Source organism: Vibrio sp. 99K-1 (genome assembly GCF_013114585.1).
GTDB classification, from domain to species: domain Bacteria; phylum Pseudomonadota; class Gammaproteobacteria; order Enterobacterales; family Vibrionaceae; genus Vibrio; species Vibrio chagasii_B.
On the sequence record NZ_VTXF01000003.1, the window covers coordinates 46,126 to 72,277 of the forward strand.

The 26,152-nt window shown below is 45.3% G+C and carries 24 protein-coding genes; 12 read left to right on the forward strand and 12 right to left on the reverse strand.

Annotated features, from left to right (window positions below; genetic code table 11):
* Positions 1-7: 7 nt before the first annotated feature.
* The gene (tldD, locus tag F0228_RS03260) at positions 8-1,453 is read left to right on the forward strand and encodes a metalloprotease TldD (RefSeq protein WP_019826943.1); all 1,446 of its coding nucleotides are present in this window, start codon (positions 8-10) and stop codon (positions 1,451-1,453) included.
* 101 nt (positions 1,454-1,554) lie between these two features.
* On the opposite strand, the gene F0228_RS03265 is transcribed toward tldD, so the two are convergent.
* The gene (locus tag F0228_RS03265) at positions 1,555-2,934 is read right to left on the reverse strand and encodes a PhoH family protein (RefSeq protein ID WP_008220562.1); all 1,380 of its coding nucleotides are present in this window, start codon (positions 2,932-2,934) and stop codon (positions 1,555-1,557) included.
* Between the two features lie 464 nt (positions 2,935-3,398).
* Between F0228_RS03265 and rapA the strand changes: the two genes are divergently transcribed.
* Complete coding sequence (gene rapA, locus F0228_RS03270) at positions 3,399-6,308, forward strand: RNA polymerase-associated protein RapA (RefSeq protein WP_171761896.1); 2,910 nt, start codon at positions 3,399-3,401, stop codon at positions 6,306-6,308.
* 88 nt (positions 6,309-6,396) lie between these two features.
* Here rapA and F0228_RS03275 read toward each other — a convergent pair whose 3' ends face one another.
* Entirely contained in the window at positions 6,397-7,668 is a 1,272-nt protein-coding gene (locus F0228_RS03275; RefSeq protein ID WP_171761919.1) for a divalent metal cation transporter, read from the reverse strand.
* Positions 7,669-7,826: 158 nt separating this feature from the next.
* Between F0228_RS03275 and F0228_RS03280 the strand changes: the two genes are divergently transcribed.
* Entirely contained in the window at positions 7,827-8,561 is a 735-nt protein-coding gene (locus F0228_RS03280) for a pseudouridine synthase (protein ID WP_171761897.1), read from the forward strand.
* Between the two features lie 36 nt (positions 8,562-8,597).
* Positions 8,598-9,560 (forward strand): D-2-hydroxyacid dehydrogenase, encoded by a 963-nt coding sequence (locus F0228_RS03285; protein WP_171761898.1) that lies wholly within the window; start codon positions 8,598-8,600, stop codon positions 9,558-9,560.
* A gap of 83 nt (positions 9,561-9,643) precedes the next feature.
* On the opposite strand, the gene F0228_RS03290 is transcribed toward F0228_RS03285, so the two are convergent.
* The 4 genes from F0228_RS03290 to argR form a co-directional block, all read right to left on the reverse strand.
* A complete protein-coding gene (locus F0228_RS03290; protein ID WP_004740830.1) occupies positions 9,644-10,081 on the reverse strand; it encodes a universal stress protein in 438 nt (145 codons plus the stop codon).
* 104 nt (positions 10,082-10,185) lie between these two features.
* On the reverse strand, positions 10,186-12,765 hold the full coding sequence (locus F0228_RS03295) for a TRAP transporter permease (protein ID WP_019826930.1): 2,580 nt from the start codon (positions 12,763-12,765) through the stop codon (positions 10,186-10,188).
* A gap of 254 nt (positions 12,766-13,019) precedes the next feature.
* The gene (locus F0228_RS03300; RefSeq protein WP_008220541.1) at positions 13,020-13,988 is read right to left on the reverse strand and encodes a TAXI family TRAP transporter solute-binding subunit; all 969 of its coding nucleotides are present in this window, start codon (positions 13,986-13,988) and stop codon (positions 13,020-13,022) included.
* A 343-nt stretch (positions 13,989-14,331) separates the two neighbouring features.
* The gene (argR, locus tag F0228_RS03305; RefSeq protein WP_004740827.1) at positions 14,332-14,802 is read right to left on the reverse strand and encodes a transcriptional regulator ArgR; all 471 of its coding nucleotides are present in this window, start codon (positions 14,800-14,802) and stop codon (positions 14,332-14,334) included.
* Positions 14,803-15,133: 331 nt separating this feature from the next.
* Between argR and mdh the strand changes: the two genes are divergently transcribed.
* Entirely contained in the window at positions 15,134-16,069 is a 936-nt protein-coding gene (mdh, locus tag F0228_RS03310) for a malate dehydrogenase (protein WP_171730888.1), read from the forward strand.
* Positions 16,070-16,193: 124 nt separating this feature from the next.
* Entirely contained in the window at positions 16,194-16,385 is a 192-nt protein-coding gene (locus F0228_RS03315; RefSeq protein WP_017061375.1) for a hypothetical protein, read from the forward strand.
* Positions 16,386-16,478: 93 nt separating this feature from the next.
* Here the strand turns inward: F0228_RS03315 and ispB are convergent, their stop codons facing one another.
* Complete coding sequence (ispB, locus tag F0228_RS03320) at positions 16,479-17,450, reverse strand: octaprenyl diphosphate synthase (protein WP_017061376.1); 972 nt, start codon at positions 17,448-17,450, stop codon at positions 16,479-16,481.
* Between the two features lie 267 nt (positions 17,451-17,717).
* Here ispB and rplU point away from each other — a divergent pair, with 267 nt between their 5' ends.
* The 6 genes from rplU to folA all read left to right on the forward strand — a co-directional run bounded on the left by rplU (position 17,718) and on the right by folA (position 21,625).
* Positions 17,718-18,029, forward strand: a complete 312-nt coding sequence (gene rplU, locus F0228_RS03325; RefSeq protein ID WP_004740823.1) for a 50S ribosomal protein L21 — start codon at positions 17,718-17,720, stop codon at positions 18,027-18,029.
* A 19-nt stretch (positions 18,030-18,048) separates the two neighbouring features.
* Entirely contained in the window at positions 18,049-18,306 is a 258-nt protein-coding gene (gene rpmA, locus F0228_RS03330; RefSeq protein WP_004735905.1) for a 50S ribosomal protein L27, read from the forward strand.
* A gap of 265 nt (positions 18,307-18,571) precedes the next feature.
* Positions 18,572-19,744: an Obg family GTPase CgtA gene (gene cgtA / locus F0228_RS03335; RefSeq protein WP_171730887.1), complete on the forward strand. Its 1,173-nt coding sequence runs from the start codon at positions 18,572-18,574 to the stop codon at positions 19,742-19,744.
* 123 nt (positions 19,745-19,867) lie between these two features.
* The gene (locus tag F0228_RS03340) at positions 19,868-20,635 is read left to right on the forward strand and encodes a threonine/serine exporter ThrE family protein (protein ID WP_171730886.1); all 768 of its coding nucleotides are present in this window, start codon (positions 19,868-19,870) and stop codon (positions 20,633-20,635) included.
* Positions 20,635-21,108, forward strand: a complete 474-nt coding sequence (locus F0228_RS03345; RefSeq protein WP_171730885.1) for a threonine/serine exporter family protein — start codon at positions 20,635-20,637, stop codon at positions 21,106-21,108. Before F0228_RS03340 ends, F0228_RS03345 begins: the two co-directional genes overlap by 1 nt.
* 37 nt (positions 21,109-21,145) lie before the next feature.
* Positions 21,146-21,625: a type 3 dihydrofolate reductase gene (gene folA / locus F0228_RS03350; RefSeq protein ID WP_105024294.1), complete on the forward strand. Its 480-nt coding sequence runs from the start codon at positions 21,146-21,148 to the stop codon at positions 21,623-21,625.
* 101 nt (positions 21,626-21,726) lie between these two features.
* On the opposite strand, the gene apaH is transcribed toward folA, so the two are convergent.
* The 5 genes from apaH to surA form a co-directional block, all read right to left on the reverse strand.
* Positions 21,727-22,530 (reverse strand): bis(5'-nucleosyl)-tetraphosphatase (symmetrical) ApaH, encoded by an 804-nt coding sequence (apaH, locus tag F0228_RS03355; RefSeq protein WP_171730884.1) that lies wholly within the window; start codon positions 22,528-22,530, stop codon positions 21,727-21,729.
* 27 nt (positions 22,531-22,557) lie between these two features.
* Positions 22,558-22,938, reverse strand: coding sequence for a Co2+/Mg2+ efflux protein ApaG (gene apaG, locus F0228_RS03360; protein ID WP_004740817.1), 381 nt, complete (start codon positions 22,936-22,938; stop codon positions 22,558-22,560).
* 89 nt (positions 22,939-23,027) lie between these two features.
* On the reverse strand, positions 23,028-23,843 hold the full coding sequence (gene rsmA / locus F0228_RS03365) for a 16S rRNA (adenine(1518)-N(6)/adenine(1519)-N(6))-dimethyltransferase RsmA (protein ID WP_061033536.1): 816 nt from the start codon (positions 23,841-23,843) through the stop codon (positions 23,028-23,030).
* Positions 23,840-24,829, reverse strand: coding sequence for a 4-hydroxythreonine-4-phosphate dehydrogenase PdxA (gene pdxA / locus F0228_RS03370; protein ID WP_171730883.1), 990 nt, complete (start codon positions 24,827-24,829; stop codon positions 23,840-23,842). Before pdxA ends, rsmA begins: the two co-directional genes overlap by 4 nt.
* A complete protein-coding gene (gene surA, locus F0228_RS03375; protein WP_171730882.1) occupies positions 24,819-26,114 on the reverse strand; it encodes a peptidylprolyl isomerase SurA in 1,296 nt (431 codons plus the stop codon). The genes pdxA and surA overlap by 11 nt, the downstream gene beginning before the upstream one ends.
* Between the last annotated feature and the right edge of the window lie 38 nt (positions 26,115-26,152).

Here is a 26,152-nt window from a genome sequence, read left to right on the forward strand (position 1 = left end):
GCCATCTATGAGCATTAATCAAATTGAAGAAGCGCTACTGAACCCGACAGGGCTTACGGAGCAAAATATCGCAGATACATTGGCGAGCATTGCTACCCGCCAAATTGATTATGCTGATATCTACTTTCAGTCAAGCTGGCACGAATCTTTAGTGCTAGAAGACAGCATTATTAAAGACGGCTCTTTCAATATCGATTGCGGTGTGGGCGTTCGTGCAGTATCTGGTGAAAAGACCGGTTTTGCTTACTCTGACCAAATCCAACTGGATGGTCTTAAGCAGAGCGCAATTGCAGCTCGTGGTATTGCGAAGCAAGGTCAAAACGGCAAGGTACAAGCCTTCAAGCGCAACTCTAACCAAGCGTATTATGATGCAGTCAACCCGTTAGCAAGCTGGGAAAAGCAGCAAAAAACAGAACTTCTTAAGTCATTGGACGCTTACATTCGTACTAAAGAGCCAATGGTGACGGAAGTATCGGTAAGCCTAAGCGGTGTGCATGAGCAGATGCTGGTTGCCGCGACTGATGGTACGTACGCTGGCGATATTCGCCCGCTGGTTCGTTTATCTATTAGTGTTCTTGCTCAGAAAGGCGATCGCCGTGAGCGTGGTAGTGCTGGTGGTGGTGGCCGTTTTGGTTACGACTTCTTCCTAAGCGATGATAAAGGCACTCAAGTAGCTTATCAGTTTGCTGATGAAGCGATTCGCCAAGCGCTTGTTAACCTTGAAGCAGTTGCTGCGCCTGCTGGGGCAATGCCTGTCGTTCTCGGTTCTGGTTGGCCGGGCGTTCTGCTGCACGAAGCCGTAGGTCACGGTTTAGAGGGCGACTTCAACCGTAAAGAGTCTTCAGTATTCTCTGGAAAAGTTGGCGAACAAGTTACTTCAAGCCTATGTACGATTGTCGATGACGGTACATTGACTGACCTTCGTGGTTCACTGAACGTGGATGATGAAGGTGTTAACGGTCAGTACAACACGTTGATCGAAAATGGTATCTTAAAAGGTTACATGCAAGACAAGCTTAATGCTCGTCTAATGGGTGTAGCACCAACCGGTAACGGTCGTCGTGAGTCTTACGCGCATCTTCCAATGCCGCGTATGACGAACACCTACATGCTACCGGGTGAGCACACACCAGAAGAGATTATTGCGACAGTCGATAAAGGTATCTACGCACCAAACTTCGGCGGCGGCCAGGTTGATATTACGTCTGGTAAGTTTGTGTTCTCGGCTTCTGAAGCCTACATGATTGAGAACGGTAAGATCACTCACCCAGTGAAGGGCGCAACACTGATCGGCTCTGGTATCGAAGCGATGCAGCAGGTGTCTATGGTTGGTAACGACCTAAGCATTGACCGTGGCGTTGGTGTATGTGGCAAGGCTGGTCAAAGCGTGCCGGTGGGTGTTGGTCAGCCAACATTGAAACTAGACTCTCTGACCGTTGGTGGTACTGAGTAAATCAGTCTAGTCTCAGCAAAATGACTGCAAAGTTAAAGTGAAAAGCGCCTCCATCGTGAGGCGCTTTTTGTCTTTGAGGAAGGGTTAGTAGTAGAAAGCGATTACATGTTCTCTTCGGCAAACTCTGCCAGTCGGCTACGTACCACGCCATTGAGGTGGATATTGGCACTGCCTTCGAAGTTTTTAAAACGCTCAACCATGTAGGTTAAACCTGAAGTAACAGGGGTTAAGTAAGAAGAATCTATCTGCGCTAGGTTACCTGAGCAGACAATCTTGGTCCCTTCACCACAGCGGGTGATGATGGTTTTGATTTGCGATGCAGTGAGGTTCTGACACTCATCGAGAAGTACAAACGCATTTTGGATGGAACGGCCACGCATAAAGTTGATCGACTTGAACTGGATATTGGCTTTGTCACAGATGTATTTCATTGACCCTTCGGTACAGTGGTCGTTTTTGTGCAGCGCTTCCAGTGTATCAGTCACAGCAGCCAACCAAGGCAGCATCTTCTCTTCTTCGGTACCAGGAAGGAAACCAATCGACTCTCCAATATCGGGCGTGTTTCGGGTTACGATGATCTTATCGAACTGTTTGCGCTCTATGGTTTGTTCAAGTGCAGCAGCCATGGCGAGCAGCGTTTTACCACTACCTGCCGCACCAGTTAGGATCACCAGGTCAATATCTGGGTCGAGTAGCGCATCAATCGCCATTCCCTGATAAATGTTTTTTGGCGTGATATCCCAAGCTCTTCGGTTCATTAAGCGTTCACGGCTTAAGTCCCTGAGTGTGATGGTTTCAGTATCAATCTCTTCAACTCTTGCTGCAAAGTCGCTCTCTTCATCAATCACATATTGGTTGAGGAAGGTCGGCTCGAAAGGCTCTCTTGCTAACGTGTGTAAGGTTTTTCCGCCGAGGTTTTTGCTTTCGACGTTGTCGATACCGTCCCAAAATGCGCCCTCAAGTTGTTGGAAACCTTTAGTGAGGTATTGGATATCATCGATGAGTTGGTCGGTTTGATAATCTTCAACGAAACGTACGCCCGCGCCTTTTGCGCGTAAGCGCATGTTGATGTCTTTGGTGATGAGAACCACTTCGCGTGGCGCGCGTTTGTTTTGAAGGTAGAGTACAGCGTTGAGGATTCGGTTATCGCCTGCCTTATCGTCGGCAAAGGCTTTGATGCTTTCTTGAAGTTCGTAATCGGCGAGTATTGAAATACTGCCTGAGGCTTTAATGTCTTTGGTGAAAGGGATACCTTCCGATATTTGGTCTGGTGTAGCTTCCCTGAATAGATCTTCGAGAGTTCGTATCGCAATTCTCGCATCTCGGGCAACGTCTCTCTTACTGTCTTTGATTCTGTCTAGTTCTTCTAGCACTGTCATGGGGATAACGACATCGTGCTCTTGGAAAGAAAATATAGCGAAGGGTTCGTGAAGTAGGATATTGGTGTCTAAAACAAATAGCTTCCGGTTGGTCTCGCCCATAGCATCTCCTTGCCGCGTACGGCTTGCCTTGCATTCATTGAACGTAGATAAAGCTCACTTAAAGATTAGTATCTCATTCTGGTGATAGTCAACTACTCACCTAAACTTCATCGAGAGGAATATCGTCATATTGTGATGAGTGAATATGGCGCATTCATTAACAGCAGCAATCTGCTACCAATAGATTAGCCATGACTTTTTGACAGTTTGATTGCATTGGCGAAAACAGAAAAAAAGCATGAAATCATCTCCTTTAGACGTGACCTAAATCACAGCATCGAGTAAGATTAGCGACCTTTTTCTGCACCATTTTCTCGAGATATTTATTATCTAGAGCGCACTTAAAAAGTGGCTGCAAACTAGGCAGTTTTGGCTATATTTTTAGTTCAAGAGCAGGAATGTTCTTGTTTGAAATATCAGCTAAAAAGACCAAATTCCAACTATAAGATTGAGGTAGTCGATTCATGACATTTGCTTTGGGGCAACGCTGGATAAGCGATACGGAGAGCGATTTAGGTTTAGGTACCGTTGTAGCAATGGATGCTCGCACAGTGACACTAATGTTTGCAGCATCAGAAGAAAACCGTGTGTATGCACGTACGGATGCTCCCGTAACCCGAGTAACGTTTAATATAGGCGATGTCATCGAATGCCAAGAAGGCTGGTCTCTATCTGTTGAAGAAGTTATCGAAGATAAAGGGCTACTAACCTATCTAGGTACACGCGAAGATACCCAAGAATCAGAAGTGGCTCTGCGTGAAATCTTCTTAAGCAATCAGATCCGATTTAACAAGCCACAAGACAAACTGTACGCAGGTCAAATCGATCGTATGGATAACTTTGTGCTGCGTTACCGCGCGCTAAGTAACCAATATCAACAACACAAGAGCCCAATGCGTGGTTTGTGTGGTATGCGTGCTGGCCTAATTCCTCACCAGTTATACATCGCTCATGAAGTGGGTCGCCGTCATGCGCCACGTGTTTTACTCGCTGATGAAGTTGGCCTAGGTAAAACCATCGAAGCGGGTATGATCATCCACCAACAAGTGTTGCCTGGTCGTGCGGAGCGTATCCTGATTGTGGTTCCTGAAACTCTACAACACCAATGGTTAGTCGAGATGATGCGCCGTTTCAATCTTCATTTTTCTATCTTTGATGAAGAGCGTTGTATTGAAGCCTTTGCAGAGTCAGACAACCCATTTGATACGCAGCAATACGTTCTTTGTTCGTTAGATTTCCTACGTAAGAGCCGCAAGCGCTACGAGCAAGCACTTGAAGGCGAGTGGGATCTTTTGGTTGTCGATGAAGCGCACCACCTTGAGTGGAGCCAAGACAAGCCAAGCCGTGAATACCAAGTGGTAGAAGGCTTAGCTGAAAATACTCCTGGTGTACTTTTGCTGACAGCGACTCCAGAGCAACTGGGTCGTGAGAGCCACTTTGCACGTCTACGCCTATTGGACCCTGACCGCTTCTACGATTACGAAGCCTTCGTTGAAGAAGAAGACCAATACGCGCCGGTTGCTGATGCTGTCACCGCACTATTCTCAGGCGTGAAGCTTGAAGACAGCGCTAAGAATCAGATTACTGAGCTGCTTTCTGAGCAAGATGTTGAGCCTCTATTCCGCGTTATCGAAGGCGATAGCAGCGAAGAGGAGCAAGCATTAGCTCGCCAAGAACTGATTGACAACCTTATGGATCGCCATGGTACAGGTCGTGTTTTATTCAGAAACACACGTGCCGCTATCAAAGGCTTCCCTAAGCGTAACGTAAACCTACTGCCGATGGACATTCCAACGCAGTACACCACGTCGATGCGTGTATCAGGCATGATCGGTGGCAAGATGGCACCAGAAGCTCGTGCGATGAAGATGCTTTATCCAGAAGAGATCTTCCAAGAGTTTGAAGGTGAAGACTCAAGCTGGTGGCAGTTCGACTCGCGTGTTAACTGGCTGATTGAAAAGATCCAAGACAAGCGTAGCGAAAAGATCCTGGTGATCGCATCGCGTGCAAGTACGGCTCTGCAACTAGAGCAGGCACTGCGCGAGCGTGAAGGTGTACGTGCAACTGTATTCCACGAAGGCATGTCGATTCTAGAGCGTGACAAAGCGGCGGCTTATTTTGCTCAAGAAGAGGGCGGTGCTCAGGTGCTTATCTGTAGTGAAATCGGCTCTGAAGGCCGTAACTTCCAGTTTGCTAACCAACTAGTGATGTTTGACCTTCCATTCAACCCTGACTTGCTCGAGCAGCGTATCGGTCGTCTGGATCGTATCGGTCAACAGCGTGATATCGATATTCATGTTCCTTATCTGAAAGGCACATCACAGGCGATCCTAGCGCGTTGGTTTGATGAAGGTCTGAATGCATTTGCGGAAACTTGCCCTACTGGTCGCACGGTTTACGACAAGTACTCAGATGTACTTATCGAAATGCTGGCTTCTGGCAACACAGAACAGCTTGATGAAGTGATCGAAGAGTCAGCTAAGCTAAACCAAAGCCTAAAAGCGGATCTAGAAAAAGGTCGCGATCGCCTACTAGAGATGCACTCAAACGGCGGCGACAAAGCACATGAAATAGCAGAGAAGATCGCATCGACCGATGGTGACACTAACCTAGTTACTTTTGCGTTGAGCTTGTTCGACACCATTGGTTTGAACCAAGACGACAAAGGTGAAAATGCGCTAGTCGTTACGCCATCTGAGCACATGATGGTACCAAGCTACCCAGGCCTACCTTATGAAGGTGCAACTATCACATTTGACCGTGATACCGCACTTTCTCGTGAAGACATGAACTTTATTAGCTGGGAACACCCAATGATTCAGGGTGGTATTGATTTACTACTTAGCGAAGGGGTGGGTACTTCTGCTGTATCACTACTTAAGAACAAAGCGCTACCGGTAGGCACTATCCTGCTTGAATTGGTTTACCTGGTGGATGCACAAGCTCCAAAACGCAGTGGTATTAGCCAGTTCTTACCTAAGACTCCGATTCGCTTGATGATGGATGGCCGTGGTAACGACCTATCTTCTCAGGTTGAATTTGATAGCTTTAACCGCCAGTTGAGTCCGGTGAACCGTCATCTAGCAAGTAAGTTAGTTAACTCGGTACAAGGTGAGATTCATAAGCTAATCGAAGCGGGTGAGACGCACGTACTTCCTAAAGTGGAAGAAGTGCGTCAACAAGCTCAACGAGACATGCAGACTAACCTAAACGGTGAATTAGAGCGTCTACAAGCGCTTAAAGCCGTGAACCCTAACATTCGTGATGAAGAGCTAGAGGTAATCGAAGCTCAAATCAATGAACTAACCGGTTACATCAGCAAAGCTCAGGTTCAATTAGATTCGCTACGCCTGATTGTGGTTTCTCATAACTAATATCAGCTAGTTAGTGAACAATAAATAAGGCCTTCATTATGAAGGCCTTATTTTTATCTCGAGTTTGTAAACGCCAGTGGTTGGTGGATTACATTAACCATTTCCACCAAACAAATACGGCTAAGAAACCAAATAAGTAAATTAGGCCAGCGACAGACAGCCATTTTAGTTTGCTACCAATGGCTAGCGCTTCTGGAAGCTTAGCTTTGTTCACCAAGATGAAGTTAAGCAGCGCGAAGAATGGCGTCGTTGCGAAAGCAAGTACCATTGCGAAATCCAGCATTGGCATTAACGCAGCGCTGAAGAACATCACAATCGCGAGTGCGGCGATAGAGACAATGATAATCCAGCCTTGTAGCATGCTCGGGCTCGACTCTTTGTTGAATAACAGACGTTGTGATTCCGCGAGTACACGAGAGTAGCCGTCGATAACCGTAATCGTGCTACCAAAGATACAGAAGAAAGCGATAATGGCGATGAGTGGTCGTGACCATTCGCCAATCGTTGAGGCGTAAATACCAACTAACTGGTGAGTAAAGCCTACACCAGAGCGAGACAGTTCCACGCCTGAACCGTGAAGTACCAGCGCACCTAAAGCGACGAATACTAAAGCAAGCAGTGCCGTACCAATGTAGCCGACGTTGAAATCGAATAAGGCAGATTGAGCAGTGACTTCTTGTTTCTCTTTTTGGCTTTTTAGCCACATAGAGGTGATGCTTGAAATCTCGATAGGCGCCGGCATCCAACCCATGGTCACCACGATAAAGCCAATAGCTGCTAATGACCAAGGTGATGGAGGAACAAAAGCAGCATCCGGTTCGACAGGTGAACCGATAGCAATGGCGACAGCGGCTAGAGTGGTAATCGTAAGGATCGCCATGATCGCTTTGGAAAGAGTGTCCAGAGCACGATAGTGTCCTGCAAATAAGATGATTAAGCAGGTCGCGAGTACGATCATACAAAGCGTGCTGGTTGCTAGCTCAAAAGGAATGAAGTAGCTAAGCAAACTCGCACTAAACAGCAGTAGTGCGGCTGTGTTTACGACGGCTGAAATAGCGCTTAGTATCGAAAAGATCACTAGGTAAGGGCGACCGAGGTTTGAGTAACCCTCAACCAAGCTTTGTCCTGTACCAAGCGTATATTGGATGCCGGCACGAAAGAATGGGTACTTGAATAGGTTTACTAAGATGATCAATGCAGCGAGCTGCCAACCATAGATGGCTCCGGCTTTGGTTGAGGCAACTAAGTGTGAACCGCCGACTGCCGCTGCAGCCATCATAATACCCGGGCCAAGAGATTTAATTAAACTGGATAGGGGAGCTGAGGTTTTTGTTGTGGTTGTTTTAACCGTACTGTCCATCATTGTTCCTTTGATGTTGGCTTGTTATTTTCCGTTACCCTATCAATACCATGTTTTGTAAATACGTCAACTTTTATGTACGAAAACATCAAAAATTGTATTTATTAATAAACGAATTAACTGTGAATTATTTGTTCACTAGTAAATAAGAGGCTTCAATGGCGCTAGAACAGTACACACCACCACGCGAACCTTGGATTGATATTGTTTATCAAGATGACGACATTCTGGTGGTGAATAAGCCTGCGGGCCTACTTTCAGTACCGGGCAGATTGCCAGAGCATTACGACAGCATGTGGAGTCGCTTGGTAGAGGAGTTTGCTGATATTCAAGTGGTGCACCGTTTGGATATGTCGACCTCAGGCTTGATGTTGCTGGCTAAGCACAAGCAGGCAGAACGTCACTTGAAGAAGCAGTTCCAATATCGCCTGACACACAAACTGTATTACGCACGCGTATGGGGAGCGGTTGAACAAAAAGCAGGATTGATCGATCTGCCACTCATCTGTGATTGGCTGAACCGCCCTCGGCAGAAAGTGTGTTTGGATAATGGCAAACCTTCACAGACACGTTATGTGGTAGAGCAAACAGATACTCAAACCACCTTGTTGAAGCTACTGCCAATCACGGGACGATCTCATCAGTTGCGTGTGCATTGTATGGAAATAGGTAATCCAATTGTGGGCGACGAGTTTTACGCGACACCAGAAGCGTTTGAATACAGTGATAGGTTGGCTTTGCATGCGTGTGAGTTGAGCTTTTATCATCCAGCGAATAATCAGTTGTTCAAAGCTTTTGTTCCCTGTGACTTTTATCCTCAAGCATTTCCCCAAATCGAACGGCACTTTGAAATTGCGCCTGAGCTTCCAGACTACAGTAAGCTAAAAGCTTAGAATGGATGGATTCATAGGTTTAACCAAGGAAGAAGAATGCCAACGTTGAAAGTTGTGTTTCTCGACAGAGCAACCATCCCATCTCAAATTCATTTAAAACCTCTGAGCTTTGAACATGAGTGGGTGGAGTATGACTTCACCACTCCTGAGCAAGTGTCTGAGCGAGTTGAAGAAGCTGATGTGGTGATCACTAACAAGGTGGTGCTCAATGAGTCGAACCTAGCTGGTACTAAAAAACTCAAGTTGATCGCGGTTTCGGCGACCGGAGTCAACAATGTCGATGTGGAATACTGCAAATCTAAAAACATTGCAGTGGCAAACGTACAAGGCTACGCGACTCAATCGGTTCCTGAGCATGTCATCGCAATGCTATTCGCTCTTAAACGAAACCTTGTTGGTTATCACAAAGACATTGAGGGGGGTGAGTGGCAAAAGGACAAGCAGTTCTGCTTCTTTACTCATCCGATTCAAGATGTGGCTGGCAGTACATTGGGTTTAATGGGCAGTGGCAGCTTAGGTCAAGCCACCGCAATGTTAGCCAAAGCGATTGGTATAAAGGTGATGTTTGCCGAGCGAAAAGGAGCAGAGTCTTGTCGAGAAGGGTATCTGCCTTTTGATACGGTATTGAAGCAAGCGGATGCGATCAGTCTACATTGCCCATTGACTGATGCGACCCAAAATCTGATTTCAGAGCGAGAGCTCGCAATGATGAAATCGAGCGCGGTATTAATTAATGCCGGGCGCGGAGGTCTAGTAGATGAACAAGCCCTAGTTGAGGCTTTGAAAAAACATGAGATTGCAGGCGCAGGTATGGATGTGTTTACACAAGAGCCAGCCGACAACTCAAATCCACTATTGGCTAATAGCCACTTACCGAACTTATTACTCACTCCACATGTGGCGTGGGGCAGCGACAGCTCGATTCAAAAACTGTCTGATATCTTAATGGATAACATTGATGGCTTTATTGCGGGTCGCCCGCAAAACATAGTGAATTGACTCTAAAGCTATGTAGCATGAATGAAAACAAAAAAGGTTGGCTTGTAGGCCAACCTTTTTAGATTGTGTGTCGATTAAATGACTTAACCTTGCGGTTTAACCACCAATACATTGATTGGTGAGTTCTGTACTACTTTGCTTGCAACCGAGCCAAGTACCACTTTGTCGATTTTCGAACGCTTATGGCTAGGCATCACGATAAGGTCGGCGCCAAGCTTTTCTGCGTAATCAAGAATCGTCGCGTAGGTTTTTCCCTCAGCAACATGAACTTTGTAAACCACTTCATCGTCGATGTGTTTGTCGGCGAACTCTTTCAGCTGATTTTTAACATCCAGCTTCATTTGGTTCGCTGCATCTTTCGGGAAGTAAGACGCCACCATCGACATGTGAATGCCTGGTAGTACGTTCAGAATGTGGATTTCAGCATTGCTGTGTTTTGCGTGCCATACCGCCAGTTCGACTGCCTTATCAGAAAAGCCTTTGTCATTAAGATCAACAGGAACAAGGATTTGTTTATACATGTATTCGTCTCTTTTTAATCAGCGCTAAGCTTTCACTTAGCACTGTAATTATCCTTTCCATGTAATAAAGCCAAATAGCGCTAAGCACTACTCAGCCTTATCCATTACGCGCTAATCTCATCCTTACGAGCACGTCTTCTTTGGTTCATCGCTAAACCAATCAAAATGATCAGAGCTGGTAAGAATACCCACTCTTTCATTGGTCGATCTGCATCTTGGATAACGGATTTAATTTCCCAATCGAAATCAATACCAGCCGCTTCTGCTGGGCTACCGAACTCAACCATATCAACAATCATCTTGCCTTCTGATTCAGTCAGCATTAGACCCATAGAGGCAATACGATCTTCACTTGAGGTCGCAGAATCTTCAAACGGTAGGCGAACTGTCTTTTCAGAATAGTCACCTTCTAAGTTTTCGCCACCCACTCTAAGTTCAAGTGATTGTCCCACATCTAGGTTTTCTGTGATTTGAGCAATCTCAACTCCAGGCGAAAGAACTTTCTCTGGGTAAATCATGTCCCACCAGAAGCCAGGGCGGAAGAAAGTGAAGGTTAATGCAATAAGCAGCACCGTTTCCCACCACTTGTTCTTAGTGAACCACCAACCTTGTGTTGCAGCTGCGAAGATAAGTACCGCAGTCACAGATGAGAAGATAGTCAGTGCTAAGTGCCACCAAGAATCAATGCCCATCAGTAGTAGTTGAGTATTGAAGATGAACATGAAAGGTAGAATTGCGGTACGGATATCGTAGGTGAAGCCTTGGATACCAGTACGAATCGGATCTGATTTCGCAATTGCCGCTGCTGCAAACGCCGCGAGACCTACTGGAGGTGTATCATCCGCAAGAATACCGAAATAGAACACGAATAAGTGCACCGCAATCAGTGGAATGATCAAACCGTGCGCTGCGCCCAGAGTAACGATTACCGGAGCCATCAGCGTTGATACAACGATGTAGTTTGCTGTGGTTGGCAAGCCCATGCCCAGGATCAAGCTGATTACCGCAGTGAAGAGCAGCATAAGGATGATGCTACCGCCTGAGATAAACTCAACGAAGTCAGTCATTACAAGACCGATACCCGTTAGCGTCACCACACCTACAACAGTACCAGCAGCTGCTGTCGCCACACCGATACCGATCATGTTACGCGCGCCTGAAACTAAGCTCTCTGCTAGGTCAACGAAACCAGCTTTGGTTTGCTCTGCAAGATCGTCTGATTTGTTCATCAGAGTCATCAAAGGACGCTGGGTGATCAAGATGAAGATCATGAACACTGTTGCCCAGAAGGCAGATAAACCAGGTGAGAAACGTTCAACCGTCAGACACCAAACTAGCACTACGATAGGCAGTAGGAAGTGTAAACCTGATTTAATCGTTGGGCCTGGATCTGGAACTTCCTTTAGATCCGCATCGATCTCCATGCCGCCTTCAGCTGCGTATTTTGCTGATACGCGAACCAGAGCAACATAAGCGATTAATAGCGCCACAGTAACGATTGGTGTTGCTGCTTCGCCAAATACATCTTTCGTCCAACCGACACCGTAGTAAACCGCGGCACTGATAACGCATAGACCTAAAATGGTCCCAGTGAAAGAGAGTAGGCTTTGTACAATAGTTGGTGTGTGACGACGAGGTAGGCCAGTCATGCCTGCTTTACATGCTTCTAGGTGAACAATGTAAATCAGAGCGACGTAAGAGATCAGAGCTGGCAATAGGGCTGCTTTGATTACTTCTACATATGAGATACCCACATATTCCACCATCAGGAATGCCGCAGCACCCATGATAGGCGGTGTAAGCTGACCATTGGTTGAAGCCGCAACTTCTACCGCGCCTGCTTTTGTACCAGGGAAACCAACACGCTTCATCAGTGGAATGGTGAAGGTACCAGTGGTTACTACGTTAGCAATCGAAGAGCCAGAAACCAGGCCAGATAAGCCAGAAGCCACAACGGCTGCTTTTGCAGGGCCGCCTTTCATGTGACCAAGCAGTGAGAATGCGACCTTGATGAAGTAAGCACCTGCGCCCGCACGTTCAAGCATTGCACCAAACAGTACAAACAAGAATACGAATGACGTTGAAACGCCCAGTGCAACACCGAACACACCTTCTGTTGTTAGCCACAAGTGAGACATTGCCTTGTTCAGGCTCGCACCTTTGTGGGCGATAACGTCTGGCATGTGTGGTCCACCAAAGGTGTAAAGTAGGAATACTGCTGCCACAACCATAAGAGGTGGACCTAAAGCGCGTCGTGTTGCCTCAAGCAGTAGAATCATACCGAAGACGGCTGCAACAATATCGAATGTTGTTGGAGCACCAGAACGGCCAGCAAGTTCGGTGTAGAAAATGTAAATATAAGAAGCTGAAAAACTACCAACAAGCGCTAATACCCAGTCGACTGCCGGGATATGGTCCCGCGGCGAGTTCTTCATAGCTGGATAAGCGGTAAATGCTAGGAAAATAGCAAAGGTAAGGTGAATTGCTCGAGCTTCAGTATCGTTTAAAATTCCGAAGTTAAAAATGAACGGCAGCGGAGATGCATACCAAAGTTGGAACAGTGACCAACATAGAGGCACAAACCATAAAATACGGCCTTGGATACCGCGAGGGCTACGCGCACCAGTGTCTGATTGTGCCACCATTTCTTGCACATCTGGAGACGGTGATGTTGTCTGCGTCATGTACTTTATCCTTATTATTGATGGTCTGCCTTTCTTACGAACAACGAGACGTTATTTCTTTCCTATCTAGTGTAGTGAATGGATAGGGAAATGCGTTTTTTGTTCGTCTTTGTCTTAGGCTTGATACGAAGGTAAGTTCGCCAAATTGGAGAAACTTAAAGGTTTGCTCTTTTCACTTAAGTTATTTTTATAAAACGTGAAAAGCCAATAAGGAGGACCAGCCTCCTTATTGGTGTAGTAGGCTTAAAGTAGAATTACTTTAGAAGGCCCACTTCTTTGTAGTATTTTTCTGCACCTGGGTGAAGAGGGATAGAGATACCTGCTTTAACCATGTCTTCTTTTTTCAGGTTAGCAAATGCTGGGTGTAGGCGTTTGAAAGTGTCAAAGTTTTCAAATACTGCCTTAGCAACGTTGTATGCAACTTCATCAGAAACGTCTGAAGTGGTTACCATAGTTGCTGCAACACCGAAGCTGTTTACGTCAGCGTCTGTACCACGATACATACCTGCAGGAACTGTGCTGTATGCGTAGTATGGGTTTTCAGCTACGATCTTGTCGATCTGTGGACCTGTTGCTGAAACCAGTTTTGCGTCACAAGATGTTGTTGCTTCTTTGATTGATCCGTTCGGGTGACCAACCATGTAGATGAATGCGTCAATCTTGTTGTCACAAAGCGCTTGTGAACGCTCAGAACCTTTAAGTTCAGAAGCAAGCTTGAAGCTGTCGTTAGTCCAACCCATCGCGTCCATTACAACACCCATAGTTGCACGGTCACCAGAGCCCGGGTTACCAATGTTTACACGCTTACCAGCTAGGTCTGCAACATTGTTAATACCAGCATCGGTACGAGCGATGATGTTGAACGGTTCTGTGTGTAGAGAGAACATAGCGCGTAGTTTTTTGTACTCGCCCTGATCTTTGAACTTACTTGTACCGTTGTAGCCATGGTACTGCCAGTCAGACTGAACAACACCGAAATCTAGTTCACCAGCACGGATGGTGTTAACGTTGTAGATTGAACCACCAGTAGACTCTACAGAACAACGAATGTTGTGGTCTTTGCGGCCCTTGTTCACTAGCTTACAAATCGCACCACCAGTTGGGTAGTAAACACCTGTTACTGAACCAGTACCAATTGTGATGAACTCTTGAGCGTTAACAGCGCCAGCGCCCATTACAGCAGCTGCAATAGCACCAACTTTGATAAGTTTGGTAAATGCCATGAATTTCCCTTCCTTTATTCATTATTAACCCAAAAACAAGTGTAGTTGTTTCTGGAGTTTCCTATTTGGAAACGGCACCTTTTTCAATCCATGTGATGAAAAAGTGTCTGAATAATATCAAAAATTGGCAGAAAATTACTCGAATGTTAAAAGATATAGCTAAAAAATCTAACAAATGATGCCTAGATCTTGTGTTTAATTTGCTACTGACTTTTTTAAAATCAACGGTTTAGTGTTGCTGGGTAGAGAGGAGGGGAGATATTCTAGGATGTGATTTGGATCACGAAGTCAATAGATGTTCGCGATCCATTTATATGGCTGATAATTATGAAACTATGAGCAATTATCCAGCGTATTCAAACAGTTCACAGACTGAGTCAAATAGCTGTTTAGTCGTCACTGAAAGGGTTGGGGTGATAAAGATAGTGTCATCACCTGCGACTACGCCCAGTATGCCTTCTGACTTACCTAGTGAGTCTAGCAAGCGAGCAATCAGTTGAGCAGCGCCAGGGCCTGTGTGTATCACAACTAATGCATTGTTGTGGTCAATATCTAAGACAAGTTCTCTCAAAGAACTTGAAACTGTAGGAACACCCAGTTCAGCAGGAAGACAGTAAACCATCTCCATTTTAGCGTTACGAGTTCGAACCGCGCCAAACTTGGTTAACATACGCGAGACTTTAGACTGGTTGATGCTTTCAAAGCCTTCATGCTTAAGGGCATCAACAATTTCGCCTTGTGAACCAAAACGTTCTTCTTTTAGCAGCGCTTTAAAAGCACGAACCAAGTTGTCTTGTTTTTCTGTATTGCGCATATGTCATTCTTATTCATTAACAAAGATGTTTGCATATTCTCGCATACATATTCAATTTTAGCCAAAACAACCCGGTAATTTGTTAGTCATATCACTGTAAATATTTAATAGAATAATGTGTTATTTGCGACGACTTATTTTGTTATTTCAGTCGATTATCGCCATAATGCCAGCTTGCTGTGTAGCACGGTTTTACTGACTTGCGCGAAGTCGCAAAGCTGGCGTTAATTGATTGTAATCACTTTGTGATTAATATAGTTTTTTAACTTTATTTTGCTCAAGAATTACCCTACCAAGAATTTATAAGAGAAAGCTCTCAAGGAGAATAACAATGAAAGTAGCTGTTATTGGTGCCGCTGGTGGCATCGGTCAAGCCCTAGCCCTACTACTTAAGAATCGCCTACCTGCTGGTTCAGATCTTGCACTTTACGACATCGCACCGGTAACTCCGGGTGTTGCTGCCGATCTTAGCCACATCCCAACACCTGTTTCGATCAAAGGTTACGCGGGTGAAGATCCAACACCTGCACTAGAAGGTGCGGATGTTGTACTTATCTCTGCGGGCGTTGCTCGTAAGCCTGGTATGGATCGTGCGGATCTTTTCAATGTGAACGCTGGCATTGTTAAGTCTCTTGCAGAGAAAATTGCGGTTGTATGCCCAAAAGCTTGTGTTGGTATCATTACTAACCCTGTAAACACGACTGTGCCAATCGCTGCTGAAGTTCTTAAGAAAGCGGGCGTTTACGACAAGCGTCGTCTATTCGGTGTTACTACTCTGGATGTAATTCGTTCTGAAACTTTTGTTGCTGAGCTAAAAGACAAAGATCCAGGCGACATTCGCGTTCCTGTTATCGGTGGTCACTCTGGTGTGACTATTCTTCCTCTTCTTTCTCAAGTTGAAGGCGTAGAGTTCACTGACGAAGAAATCGCAGCATTAACGACTCGTATCCAAAATGCAGGTACTGAAGTTGTAGAAGCTAAAGCGGGCGGCGGTAGTGCAACACTATCTATGGGCCAAGCAGCTTGTCGTTTCGGTCTTGCTCTAGTGAAAGCTCTACAAGGTGAAGAGAACGTCATCGAGTGTGCATACGTTGAAGGTGAAGGCGAGCACGCACCATTCTTTGCTCAACCAGTTAAGCTAGGTAAAGAGGGCGCAGAAGCTATCCTTAGCTACGGTGAATTGAGCGAGTTCGAACGTAATGCTTTAGACAGTATGCTTGAAACGCTAAATGGCGATATCGAGATTGGTGTTGAATTCGCTAAGTAAGCGAGACGCTATTTAATTCAGCCTAAAGCTAATTAATAAAAGCCGACCTTATAGGTCGGCTTTTTTGATCCTAGAGTTCAAGCTACTCGTATTCGCTTTTAACAATAAGTTGAAGGGAAATGTTATGGCTACTGTTCAGAAAGGTATGAATGTCGAATATTTGGGGCACTTAGGAAAAGTATTGGTAATTGATGAGCAAGAGCAGTATGCCTTAGTAGAGACTTACAATGGGCATGAGCAATATGCAGTGCCAATGGAAGAGCTTGAAGAAATTGAAGCTCAACTGCCACTATCATTGGAAGCTAGTCGATATTGAACTTAGTTCCTTCACAAATATTTGTTCAAAACTAAAAAAAGAGCCCAGAGGCTCTTTTTTGTTATTTATATAGAAGCTTGTCTATTAACCTGCTTACTTGCTGCGTTTAACAGCTAAGTGTGCGAGAGTGGTTAGCGCTTGTTTATATTCAGAGTCAGGAAGTACAGAAAGCTCAGCGATGGCTTTATCGGCCTCTTCGTAGGCTTTATTTGTTGTGTACTCTAAAGAGCCTGTCTCTTTCATCACTGCCATAATGTCGTCGAGACGTTCCATACCGTTGGCTTTTTCAATCGCTTCACGAATCATGCTTGCTTGCTCAGGAGAGCCATTGTGCATTGCATATAGAAGAGGCAAGGTTGGTTTACCTTCTGCTAGGTCATCACCAACGTTCTTACCCATCTCTTTACCATCTGCGGTGTAATCCATCACATCATCAATAAGCTGGAATGCAGTGCCTAGGTATTTACCATAGTTTTGCATTGCCGTTTCGATCTCTGGTGATGATTCCGTCAGAATCGCGCCAATTTGAGTCGCAGCTTCAAACAGGCGAGCAGTCTTAGAATAGATAACCTGCATGTAGCTTTCTTCAGTGGTGTCTGGGTTGTTGCAGTTCATTAATTGTTGAACTTCACCCTCAGCAATCACGTTTACCGCTTCACTCATTAGCTCGAGGATCTTTAAAGATCCTAGCGTCGTCATCATTTGGAATGAGCGTGTGTAAATAAAGTCACCCACCAAAACACTGGCAGCATTACCAAAGGCTGCGTTGGCGGTTGCCTTACCACGTCTCATGTCTGATTCGTCGACAACATCGTCATGAAGCAGAGTCGCGGTATGAATAAACTCAATAAAGGCTGCAGAGGTAATATGTGCTTCGCCTTGGTAACCAAGAGCACGAGCAGATAAAAGAGCAAGCAAAGGGCGTAGGCGTTTGCCGCCGCCGCTAACGATATAAAAACCAAGCTGGTTGATTAAACTTACGTCAGAATTAAGTTGGGCTTGAATTGTTTCATTCACTTTTGCCATATCATTGGCAGTAAGCGTTTGGATAGCTTTAAAATCCATTGTTCATCCGGCTGAAGTTAGACCCTGTAAGGTTTATACGTTGTATTAATTGTTGAATAATACACTAAAAAACGTTGATTAATACATCGCTTAAGGGCATGATTGCCGCACTTTTCTTTGGCGAACAGGTTTTCGCCAATTTTTTAAAAATATGGCTTGTCATAGCGCCATGATTCCCGTAGAATCTGCGCCCTATTGATTAGTTTAGCGCACACCCGAGTTGTACAAATAACAACCATAGGCTGTGCGGAAAAAGCGGAGTAAAATATGTACGCTGTTTTCCAATCTGGTGGCAAACAACACCGAGTAAGCGAAGGTCAAACACTTCGTTTAGAGAAATTAGACGTTGAAACTGGTGCAACTGTAGAATTTGATAAAGTTCTTCTTGTTGCTAACGGCGAAGAAATCGCTGTTGGTGCACCTCTTGTTGAAGGTGGTAAGGTTACTGCGGAAGTAGTACAACACGGTCGTGGCGATAAAGTAAAAATCGTTAAGTTCCGTCGTCGTAAGCACTCTCGTAAGCAAGCTGGTCACCGTCAGTGGTTCACAGAAGTGAAAATCACTGGCATTAACGCTTAAGTATTAGGAGAGTTTAACAATGGCACATAAAAAAGCTGGCGGTTCTACTAATAACGGCCGCGATTCAGAAAGCAAACGTCTTGGTGTTAAGCGTTTCGGTGGCGAATCTGTTCTTGCAGGTAACATCATCGTACGTCAACGTGGTACTAAGTTCCACGCTGGCACAAACGTTGGCATCGGTAAAGACCACACTCTTTTCGCTCTTACTGAAGGTAAAGTGAAATTTGCTGTTAAAGGTCCTAAAAACCGTAAGTTCGTAAGCATTGAAGCTGAGTAATTTAATCTTTAATTAGATTTTATTATAGCTTTCAAGCTGAATTCAAAAGCCCTGCCGATTCGGCAGGGTTTTTTATTTATAACGAGAATAAAAAAGTAGACGCTCTTGTTTAAACTTTAACAAGTTTCAAGCAAAGAACCTCTCCTTATTTGTTCCTTGGTTGCAGGTCGGCCTAGATCTTAGGTGATCGATCTAAACTCGGATCTGCTAGAATTTATATCACTCCTTGATGAGTGGTAACGCAACGTAAGTGCGGAGTTAAAAAATGAAATTCGTTGATGAAGCGGTAGTAAAAATAGAAGCCGGTGATGGCGGTAATGGTACAGTGAGCTTTTGGCGCGAGAAATTCGTCGCTAAAGGTGGCCCTGACGGTGGTGATGGCGGTGATGGCGGTGATGTTTACATCCAAGCCGATGAAAACCTAAATACATTGATCGATTACCGTTTCCAACGCTTTTACAACGCAGAGCGTGGTGAGAACGGTCGCGGCGGTAACTGTACTGGTAAACGTGGTAAAGACATCACGTTGAAAGTGCCTGTAGGTACTCGCGCTGTTGATATCCATACTAATGAAATCGTTGCCGAAGTTGCTGAGCACGGCAAGAAGGTAATGGTTGGTAAAGGCGGCTGGCACGGTCTTGGTAACACGCGTTTCAAATCGTCTGTTAACCGCGCTCCTCGTCAAAAGACAATGGGTACTAAAGGTGAAGTTCGTGAACTGCGTTTAGAACTTCTTCTATTAGCTGACGTTGGTATGCTTGGCTTACCAAATGCAGGTAAATCGACCTTTATCCGCTCTGTTTCTGCAGCGAAACCAAAAGTAGCTGACTACCCGTTCACAACCTTGATCCCAAGCTTGGGCGTGGTGAGTGTGGTACCTGAGAAGAGCTTTGTAGTTGCCGATATCCCAGGCCTGATCGAAGGTGCTGCTGACGGCGCTGGTCTTGGTATTCGCTTCCTGAAACACCTTGAGCGTTGTCGTGTTCTTCTACACATGATCGATATCATGCCGATCGACGGTTCTGATCCTATTCAGAATGCACTAACGATCATTGATGAACTTGAGCAGTACAGTGAAAAAGTGGCACAAAAACCTCGTTGGTTAGTATTCAACAAAGTTGACCTAATGCCAGAAGAAGAAGCAGACGAAAAGATTCAAGAAATCATCGATGCTTTAGGTTGGGAAGACGAGTACTTCAAGATCTCTGCAGTCAATAAGCTAGGCACTAAAGAGCTTTGCTTCAAACTTGGTGAGTTCATGGAGAACCTACCACGTGAAGTGGAAGAAGTTGCCGAAGAAGAAAAAGTCGACTTTATGTGGGATGACTACCATAAAGATGCGATGAGCGGCAAAAATGTCGTTACTGAAGATGATGACGAATGGGATGATTGGGACGACGAAGAAGATGACGGTCATGTTATCTACGTTCGTGACTAATTGAGCCAATTAGATAAAAACCGCAATTAATATTGCGGTTTTTTTGTATCTAAATCATGAACAGAGTTTTATTGTTAAGGCAAAATTTACCTCTTAAGTATTAACGCCAATGGGAAGGAAATCATGGCATCAAAACAAAGAGCGATCTCAAGGCTCGTCGCTCAGTCAGGGCAAATGTTATTAGCGCACGGCGCGGAAAGCACTTTAGTTGGCGATATTATGCGTCGTATTGGTATTGCTTGTGGAGTCGATGAGGTCGAAGTTGCGCTGTCTGCCAATGCACTTGTTGTGACGACAGTAATGAATGATCATTGTATTACGACCACTCGAAGCTGCGCAGATCGTGGTATCAACATGCAAGTGATCACCGATATTCAGCGAGTGTGTATCATGATGGAGAAAGGGATCCTCGACTATGGACTGGCGTATCAAAAGATCCAAAATATCAGTCCTGAGCGCTACAACCGCTGGTTAGTGGTCGTAATGATTGGCCTATCTTGCGCTTCTTTTAGTCGGCTTGCCGGCGGTGATTGGCAGGTGTTCATGATGACCTTTATTGCTTCTGCCTGTGGCATGATCGTCAGGCAAGAGATTGGTCATCGCCACTTTAACCCACTGTTAAACTTTGCAATCACAGCTTTTGTCACCACGACTATCTCTGCTCAAGCCGTCCTCTACAATATTGGTGGTCAGCCAACCATCGTAATGGCTTCATCGGTATTGATGCTCGTGCCTGGATTCCCACTGATTAATTCTGTTGCAGACATGCTAAAAGGTCACATCAATATGGGGTTGGCTCGCTTTACCATGGCAAGCTTACTTACTTTGGCGACTAGTTTAGGGATTGTTGCTGCGATGAGCCTATCTGGTGTTTGGGGGTGGGCGAGCTAATGAGTATTTTCGAACTGTTTTTAGGCTTACTCAACGATATGTTTTTCGCAGCGATTCCGGCTGTCGGGTTCGCATTGGTGTTTAACGTTCCGCAACGCGCTTTGATTTATTGCGCACTCGGCGGCTCTATCGGTCACGGCAGCCGTTATTTAATGATGCACTTTGGGATTCCAATTGAATGGGCAACCTTCTTCGCCGCAACAGTGGTTGGCCTTATAGGTGTGCATTGGTCGCATAAGCTGTTGGCGCATCCCAAGGTATTTACAGTCGCGGCTCTGATTCCTATGGTGCCGGGTGTATTTGCTTTCAAGGCAATGATTGCCATGGTTGAGATTAATAGGGCAGGGTATAGCCCCGAACTGCTAGCGATGTTGATGGAGAATTTTTTGAAATCGATGTTCATTATCGCAGGGCTGGCGGTTGGCTTAGCTGTACCAGGGCTGTTATTCTACCGACGCAGACCTATCGTCTAGCATCCATTTTCTCAGTTAAGGACAGGACTTTCGATTTATGATCATCAGTATGATTGCAGCAATGGCCAATAACCGTGTAATAGGTAAAGATAATCAGATGCCTTGGCACTTGCCTGCGGACTTCGCATGGTTCAAGCGCTCAACTATGGGGAAGCCTGTAGTCATGGGTCGTAAAACCTATGATTCGATAGGCCGTCCTTTACCTGGTCGATTAAACATTGTGATTAGCCGTGATGCGAACTTGGAAATTGAAGGCGTGACAACGGTTACCTCAATTGAAAAAGCTCTGGATCTAGTCAGCGATGTTGAAGAGGTGATGATCATCGGTGGTGGCTCAATCTATGAAAGCTGCCTACCTAAAGCAGATAAGCTGTACCTGACTTATATTGATTTTGACGTTGATGGTGATACTCAATTCCCAGATTGGGGAGAAGGTTGGAAGCAGAGCTTTAGCGATACGTATCAAGCAGATGAGAAAAACAAACACAATATGGAGTTTGTGATCCTCGAACGTTAACCCTGGTTATCAATAGCTAGTCTCAGAAAAGCGCTTGCGTTACTGTATCGAAGGTAGCGCAAGCTTCTCGTATCTCGTATCTCGTATCTCGTATCTCTTTTTTATAACGCTTTTTGCGTAAAAAACTGTTTATCTTCCCAGCGAAGTACAGTCAGATCTCCTCCCCAAACACATCCAGTATCTAGTCCTATTACATCTTTACCTTGATAGCCTTCAAGTGCAGCCCAGTGGCCAAAAACAACCGTTTTATCTAATTTGATGCGCTGTGGTAGGTCAAACCATGGCACTAATGGTTCATTAGTAATTTCACTTGGTGGTAGTTTGCATGCCATGTCGAGCCGAGCATTGGTAAAGCAGAAACGCATTCGGGTAAGGCTGTTGATCGCATAACGGTAACGTTCAATATCTTGCAAATTAACGTCCCATAGATCGGGTGTATTACTATACATATTCTCGATGAGCCACTGCCACTTGTCCGATTGTAATAGGGCGACGACTTCTTGATTCTCTATGCGAGCTCGTTCAAGGTCCCATTGTGGCGAAATACCTGCGTGAGACATTATGAACTCAGGATGCTCTTGAATTAACGGTTGCTGCCTCAACCATTCGAGTAGCGACTCACGATCTTCAGCATCTAGGATCGCTTGCGTCTTATCTTTAGGCTTTGCTGGAAACAACCCTAGAGATACCGCAAGCAGGTGTAGGTCGTGATTGCCCAATACCACCTTTGCCGAATCGCCTAAACTGCGAATAAAACGCAGTGTTTCTAGAGATTTAGGGCCTCGGGCAACTAAGTCACCAGCGACCCACAAGGTATCGTGTTGTTGATTAAAGTTGATGGTTTCGAGCAATAACTGAAGTTCGTCGAAGCACCCTTGGATGTCTCCGACAATATAATTCGACACAGTATTTTCCTGTAGCTGCAAAGGTAGTTAGTTAAGAATATTAGGAATGGCGAGTCTGAATGGGTCGACTTCGGCAATAAAATCGATGCCCTTATGATCGGTCATGACATAGTGACCTTGCATGACACCCACGGGTGTTTCGATAACAGTACCACTGGTGTAAGTGTATTCGTCATTGGACTCGATAATCGGTTGCTGACCAACCACGCCATCGCCTTCAATCGTCAGTTGCTTACCGTTAGAGTCTGTAATTAACCAACGACGTGACATTAGTTGAACCGTGCTTTTACTTAGGTTTTTGATAGTAATGATGTAGGCGAAGACGTAACGATTCTTCGTAGGCTCAGATTGCTCTTCTATGTACTTAGAGTGAACCTGGCATTTGATACAAGGCGTAGATATATCCATATTCGCACCTTTTGTTGTTGATATACTTAATGTAATTAAAGTATTACATAAAAAAGGCTCCTAACCGAAGTGTAGGAGCCTTTTTTATTTTATTTGTCAGCGTTGTGGCTGTCGTGCAACCAATTCGCCATATCGACAAACTGTTCGAGCGTTAGGTTCTCAGGGCGCATGCTTGGGTTGATGCCAAGCTCTTCTAGTACGTCCTTATCAATCAAACTCTTGTAGCAATTACGAACTGTCTTACGACGTTGGTTAAAGCCTTCACGACATACACGATCTAGCCATTTTAGGTCTTTAGCCGGGTAAGGTAGCACTTCATATGGCTGAAGACGCACAACTGCAGAATCTACCTTCGGTGGCGGAACGAAAGCCGTTGGTGGAACTTCCAGTACTGGTGTGACTTTACAGTAGTATTGAGCCATTACCGTCAGGCGACCGTATGCTTTGCTACCCGGGCCTGCAGCTAAGCGATTCACTACTTCTTTTTGTAGCATAAAGTGCATGTCTTGGATGTCTTTATGGAATTCAAAAAGGTGGAACATCAGCGGTGTCGAGATGTTGTATGGCAAGTTACCAAAGATACGAAGCTTATTGTTTGGTTTGACAAGTTGCTCGAAGTCGAACTTCATCGCATCACCTTCGTGGATCGTCAGCTTATCTGCTAGGTCCGGGTGGTTACGAAGACGTTCTGCAAGGTCTCTATCCAATTCGATAACAGTAAATTTATCGACAAGCTTACCTACCGGCTCAGTAATTGCGCCAAGGCCTGGGCCGATCTCTACTAGGTTTTGACCTGGTAGTGGGTTAATGCTCGATACGATGCCATCAATAATGTATGGATCGTTAAGGAAGTTTTGACCAAAACGTTTACGCGCTTTGTGTCCTAAGTGGACATCATTTCTCATTGCTTTTTCTCTACTAATTCAATGGCGTGCGTGAGCGCTGTTCTAAAGCTCCCTGTATCGGCTTGGCCTTTCCCGGCCAAGTCTAAGGCGGTACCGTGGTCGACTGATGTGCGAATAAACGGTAAGCCAAGCGTGATGTTCACTGAGCGACCAAACCCTTTGTATTTCAATACCGGGAGTACTTGGTCGTGATACATACCTAAAACAGCATCTGCATCTTGCAAATATTTTTCATTAAAGATGGTGTCTGCTGGCAATGGGCCAACCAAATTAATCCCATCTTTTTGACGAATTTTTTCTAGCGTAGGAGTGATGGTTTCAATTTCTTCACGCCCTAAACAACCATCTTCACCGGCATGTGGGTTCAAACCACATACGTAGATAGTTGGTTTCTCAATCGCAAACTTTTCGACCAAATCTTTATTCAGAATCGCAATGATTTGCTCTAATCTGTCTTCAGTCACTGCTTGAGATACATCAGCTAGTGGGATATGTGTTGTCACTAATGCAACACGCAGCCCTTCTGTTGCCAACATCATCACCACAAGTGGCGTGTTGGACTTCTCTGCAAAAAACTCGGTATGGCCGCTAAAAGCAACGCCAGCTCGGTTAATTACACCCTTGTGAACGGGGCCGGTGACAATAGCATCAAATTCATCATTCATACAGCCAATTGCTGCGGTTTCTAAAGTATTTAATACGTAATGACCATTGGCTTCGTTAAGTTGGCCTGCAACAGCGCTTTCAGCAAGTGGAATGTGTTTCACAACCAGCGTGCCAGAGCGTTGCGGCTGCTTAGGTGCAGCAGCGTCGTAATCCAGTAGTTCTACTTCAATACCCAGCAGTTCAGCACGTTCCGCGAGTAGGTTTTTATCTGCACAAACCACAAGTTGGTGAGGCCAGCTTTCTTGAGATAGCGCCAGAGTTAAGTCTGGTCCTATCCCTGCGGGTTCACCCGCGGTAATGACAATACGTTTAGTTGTCATCTTGGTCGTCCTCAACCATTTCCACAAAGGCACTTGCTCGTACTTCTTGCAGCCAAGCCCCAGCTTCTTCGTTGAACTTACGGTTAAATAAAATTTGGTAAGCTTTGTTTTTTAAAGCGGAATCAGTACGGTCGACTTCACGGCGGTCCAGTACTTCGACAATGTGCCAGCCATGAACGGTTTTAAATGGCGCACTGATTTTACCTTCAGGCAGGGTTTCTACTTGGTGTTTGAACTCTGGTACGTATAAGTCAGGTGTTTGGTAGCCCAGCTCACCATCCTGTACTGCCGAGCCCGGGTCTTGGCTGTATTGCTGAGCCATATCTCCAAAGCTTGCTTCGCCTGCATTTACACGACGAGTGATCTCTTCAAGCTGCTCTTTAGCACCGTCATCGCTTAAGATTACGGTTGGTTTAATCAGGATATGGCGAGCATTCACTTCAGTAACTGCTACTGTCTCTAAGCCTTTCACATCTTCAATTTTTAGAATGTGGAAGCCGACTCCGCTGCGGAAAGGACCAATGATGCTGCCTTTATTTTGCATTTTGATTTGGTCTGCAAAGATGGTTGGCATCTCTTCTTTGCGCATCCAACCCCAATCGCCACCTTGTAATGCTTTAGGGCCTTTAGAGTAAGTATAAGCCATAGTGCTGAAGTCTTTGCCTGAGTTAAGCTCTTCAACAAGTTCTTTGGCTTGAGCCTCTAGCTCTTCTTTGGTTTGGTCATCGTTAAAGCGAAGTTGAATGTGCCCAATCTTGTATTGAACTGTCGCATTCGTCTCTTGAGCAAGAATATCCGCTAGGTTGTCTACTTCTGCTGGAAGAATGTTGATACGGCGACGAACAAGCGCATTACGAGCTTCACTTGCCGCGATCTCTTTTCTTACCTGCTCGCGAAACGCGTTGTAGCTTAGGCCTTCTTCTGCAACCGATGCGGTGAGTTGCTCTACGGTTTGGTTGTTGTCTTTGGCGATGCCCTCAATCGCTTGATCAAGTCGAGCATCATCAATACGAACACCGATTCGTTCTGCTTCTTGAGTTTGGATGGTATCGATAATTAGCTTTTCAAGTACTTGTTCATCAAGCACGTCTTGAGAGGGTAATGTCTGACCGCTTTTCTTCGCGTTCGCTCGTAGAGTTTTCATCGACGTATCGATGTCGCTCTGCAAGATCACGCCCTCGTTGACGATCACTCTTACGCTATCGAGTTCAACTGGCGCAGCAAAGCTTGTTGATACAGTGCAAGCTGCTGTGATAGCGATTAATGTGCGTTTCCACAATGTCATGTGTAATCCTTTAAATTTACTGATGTGTTATCAATAAA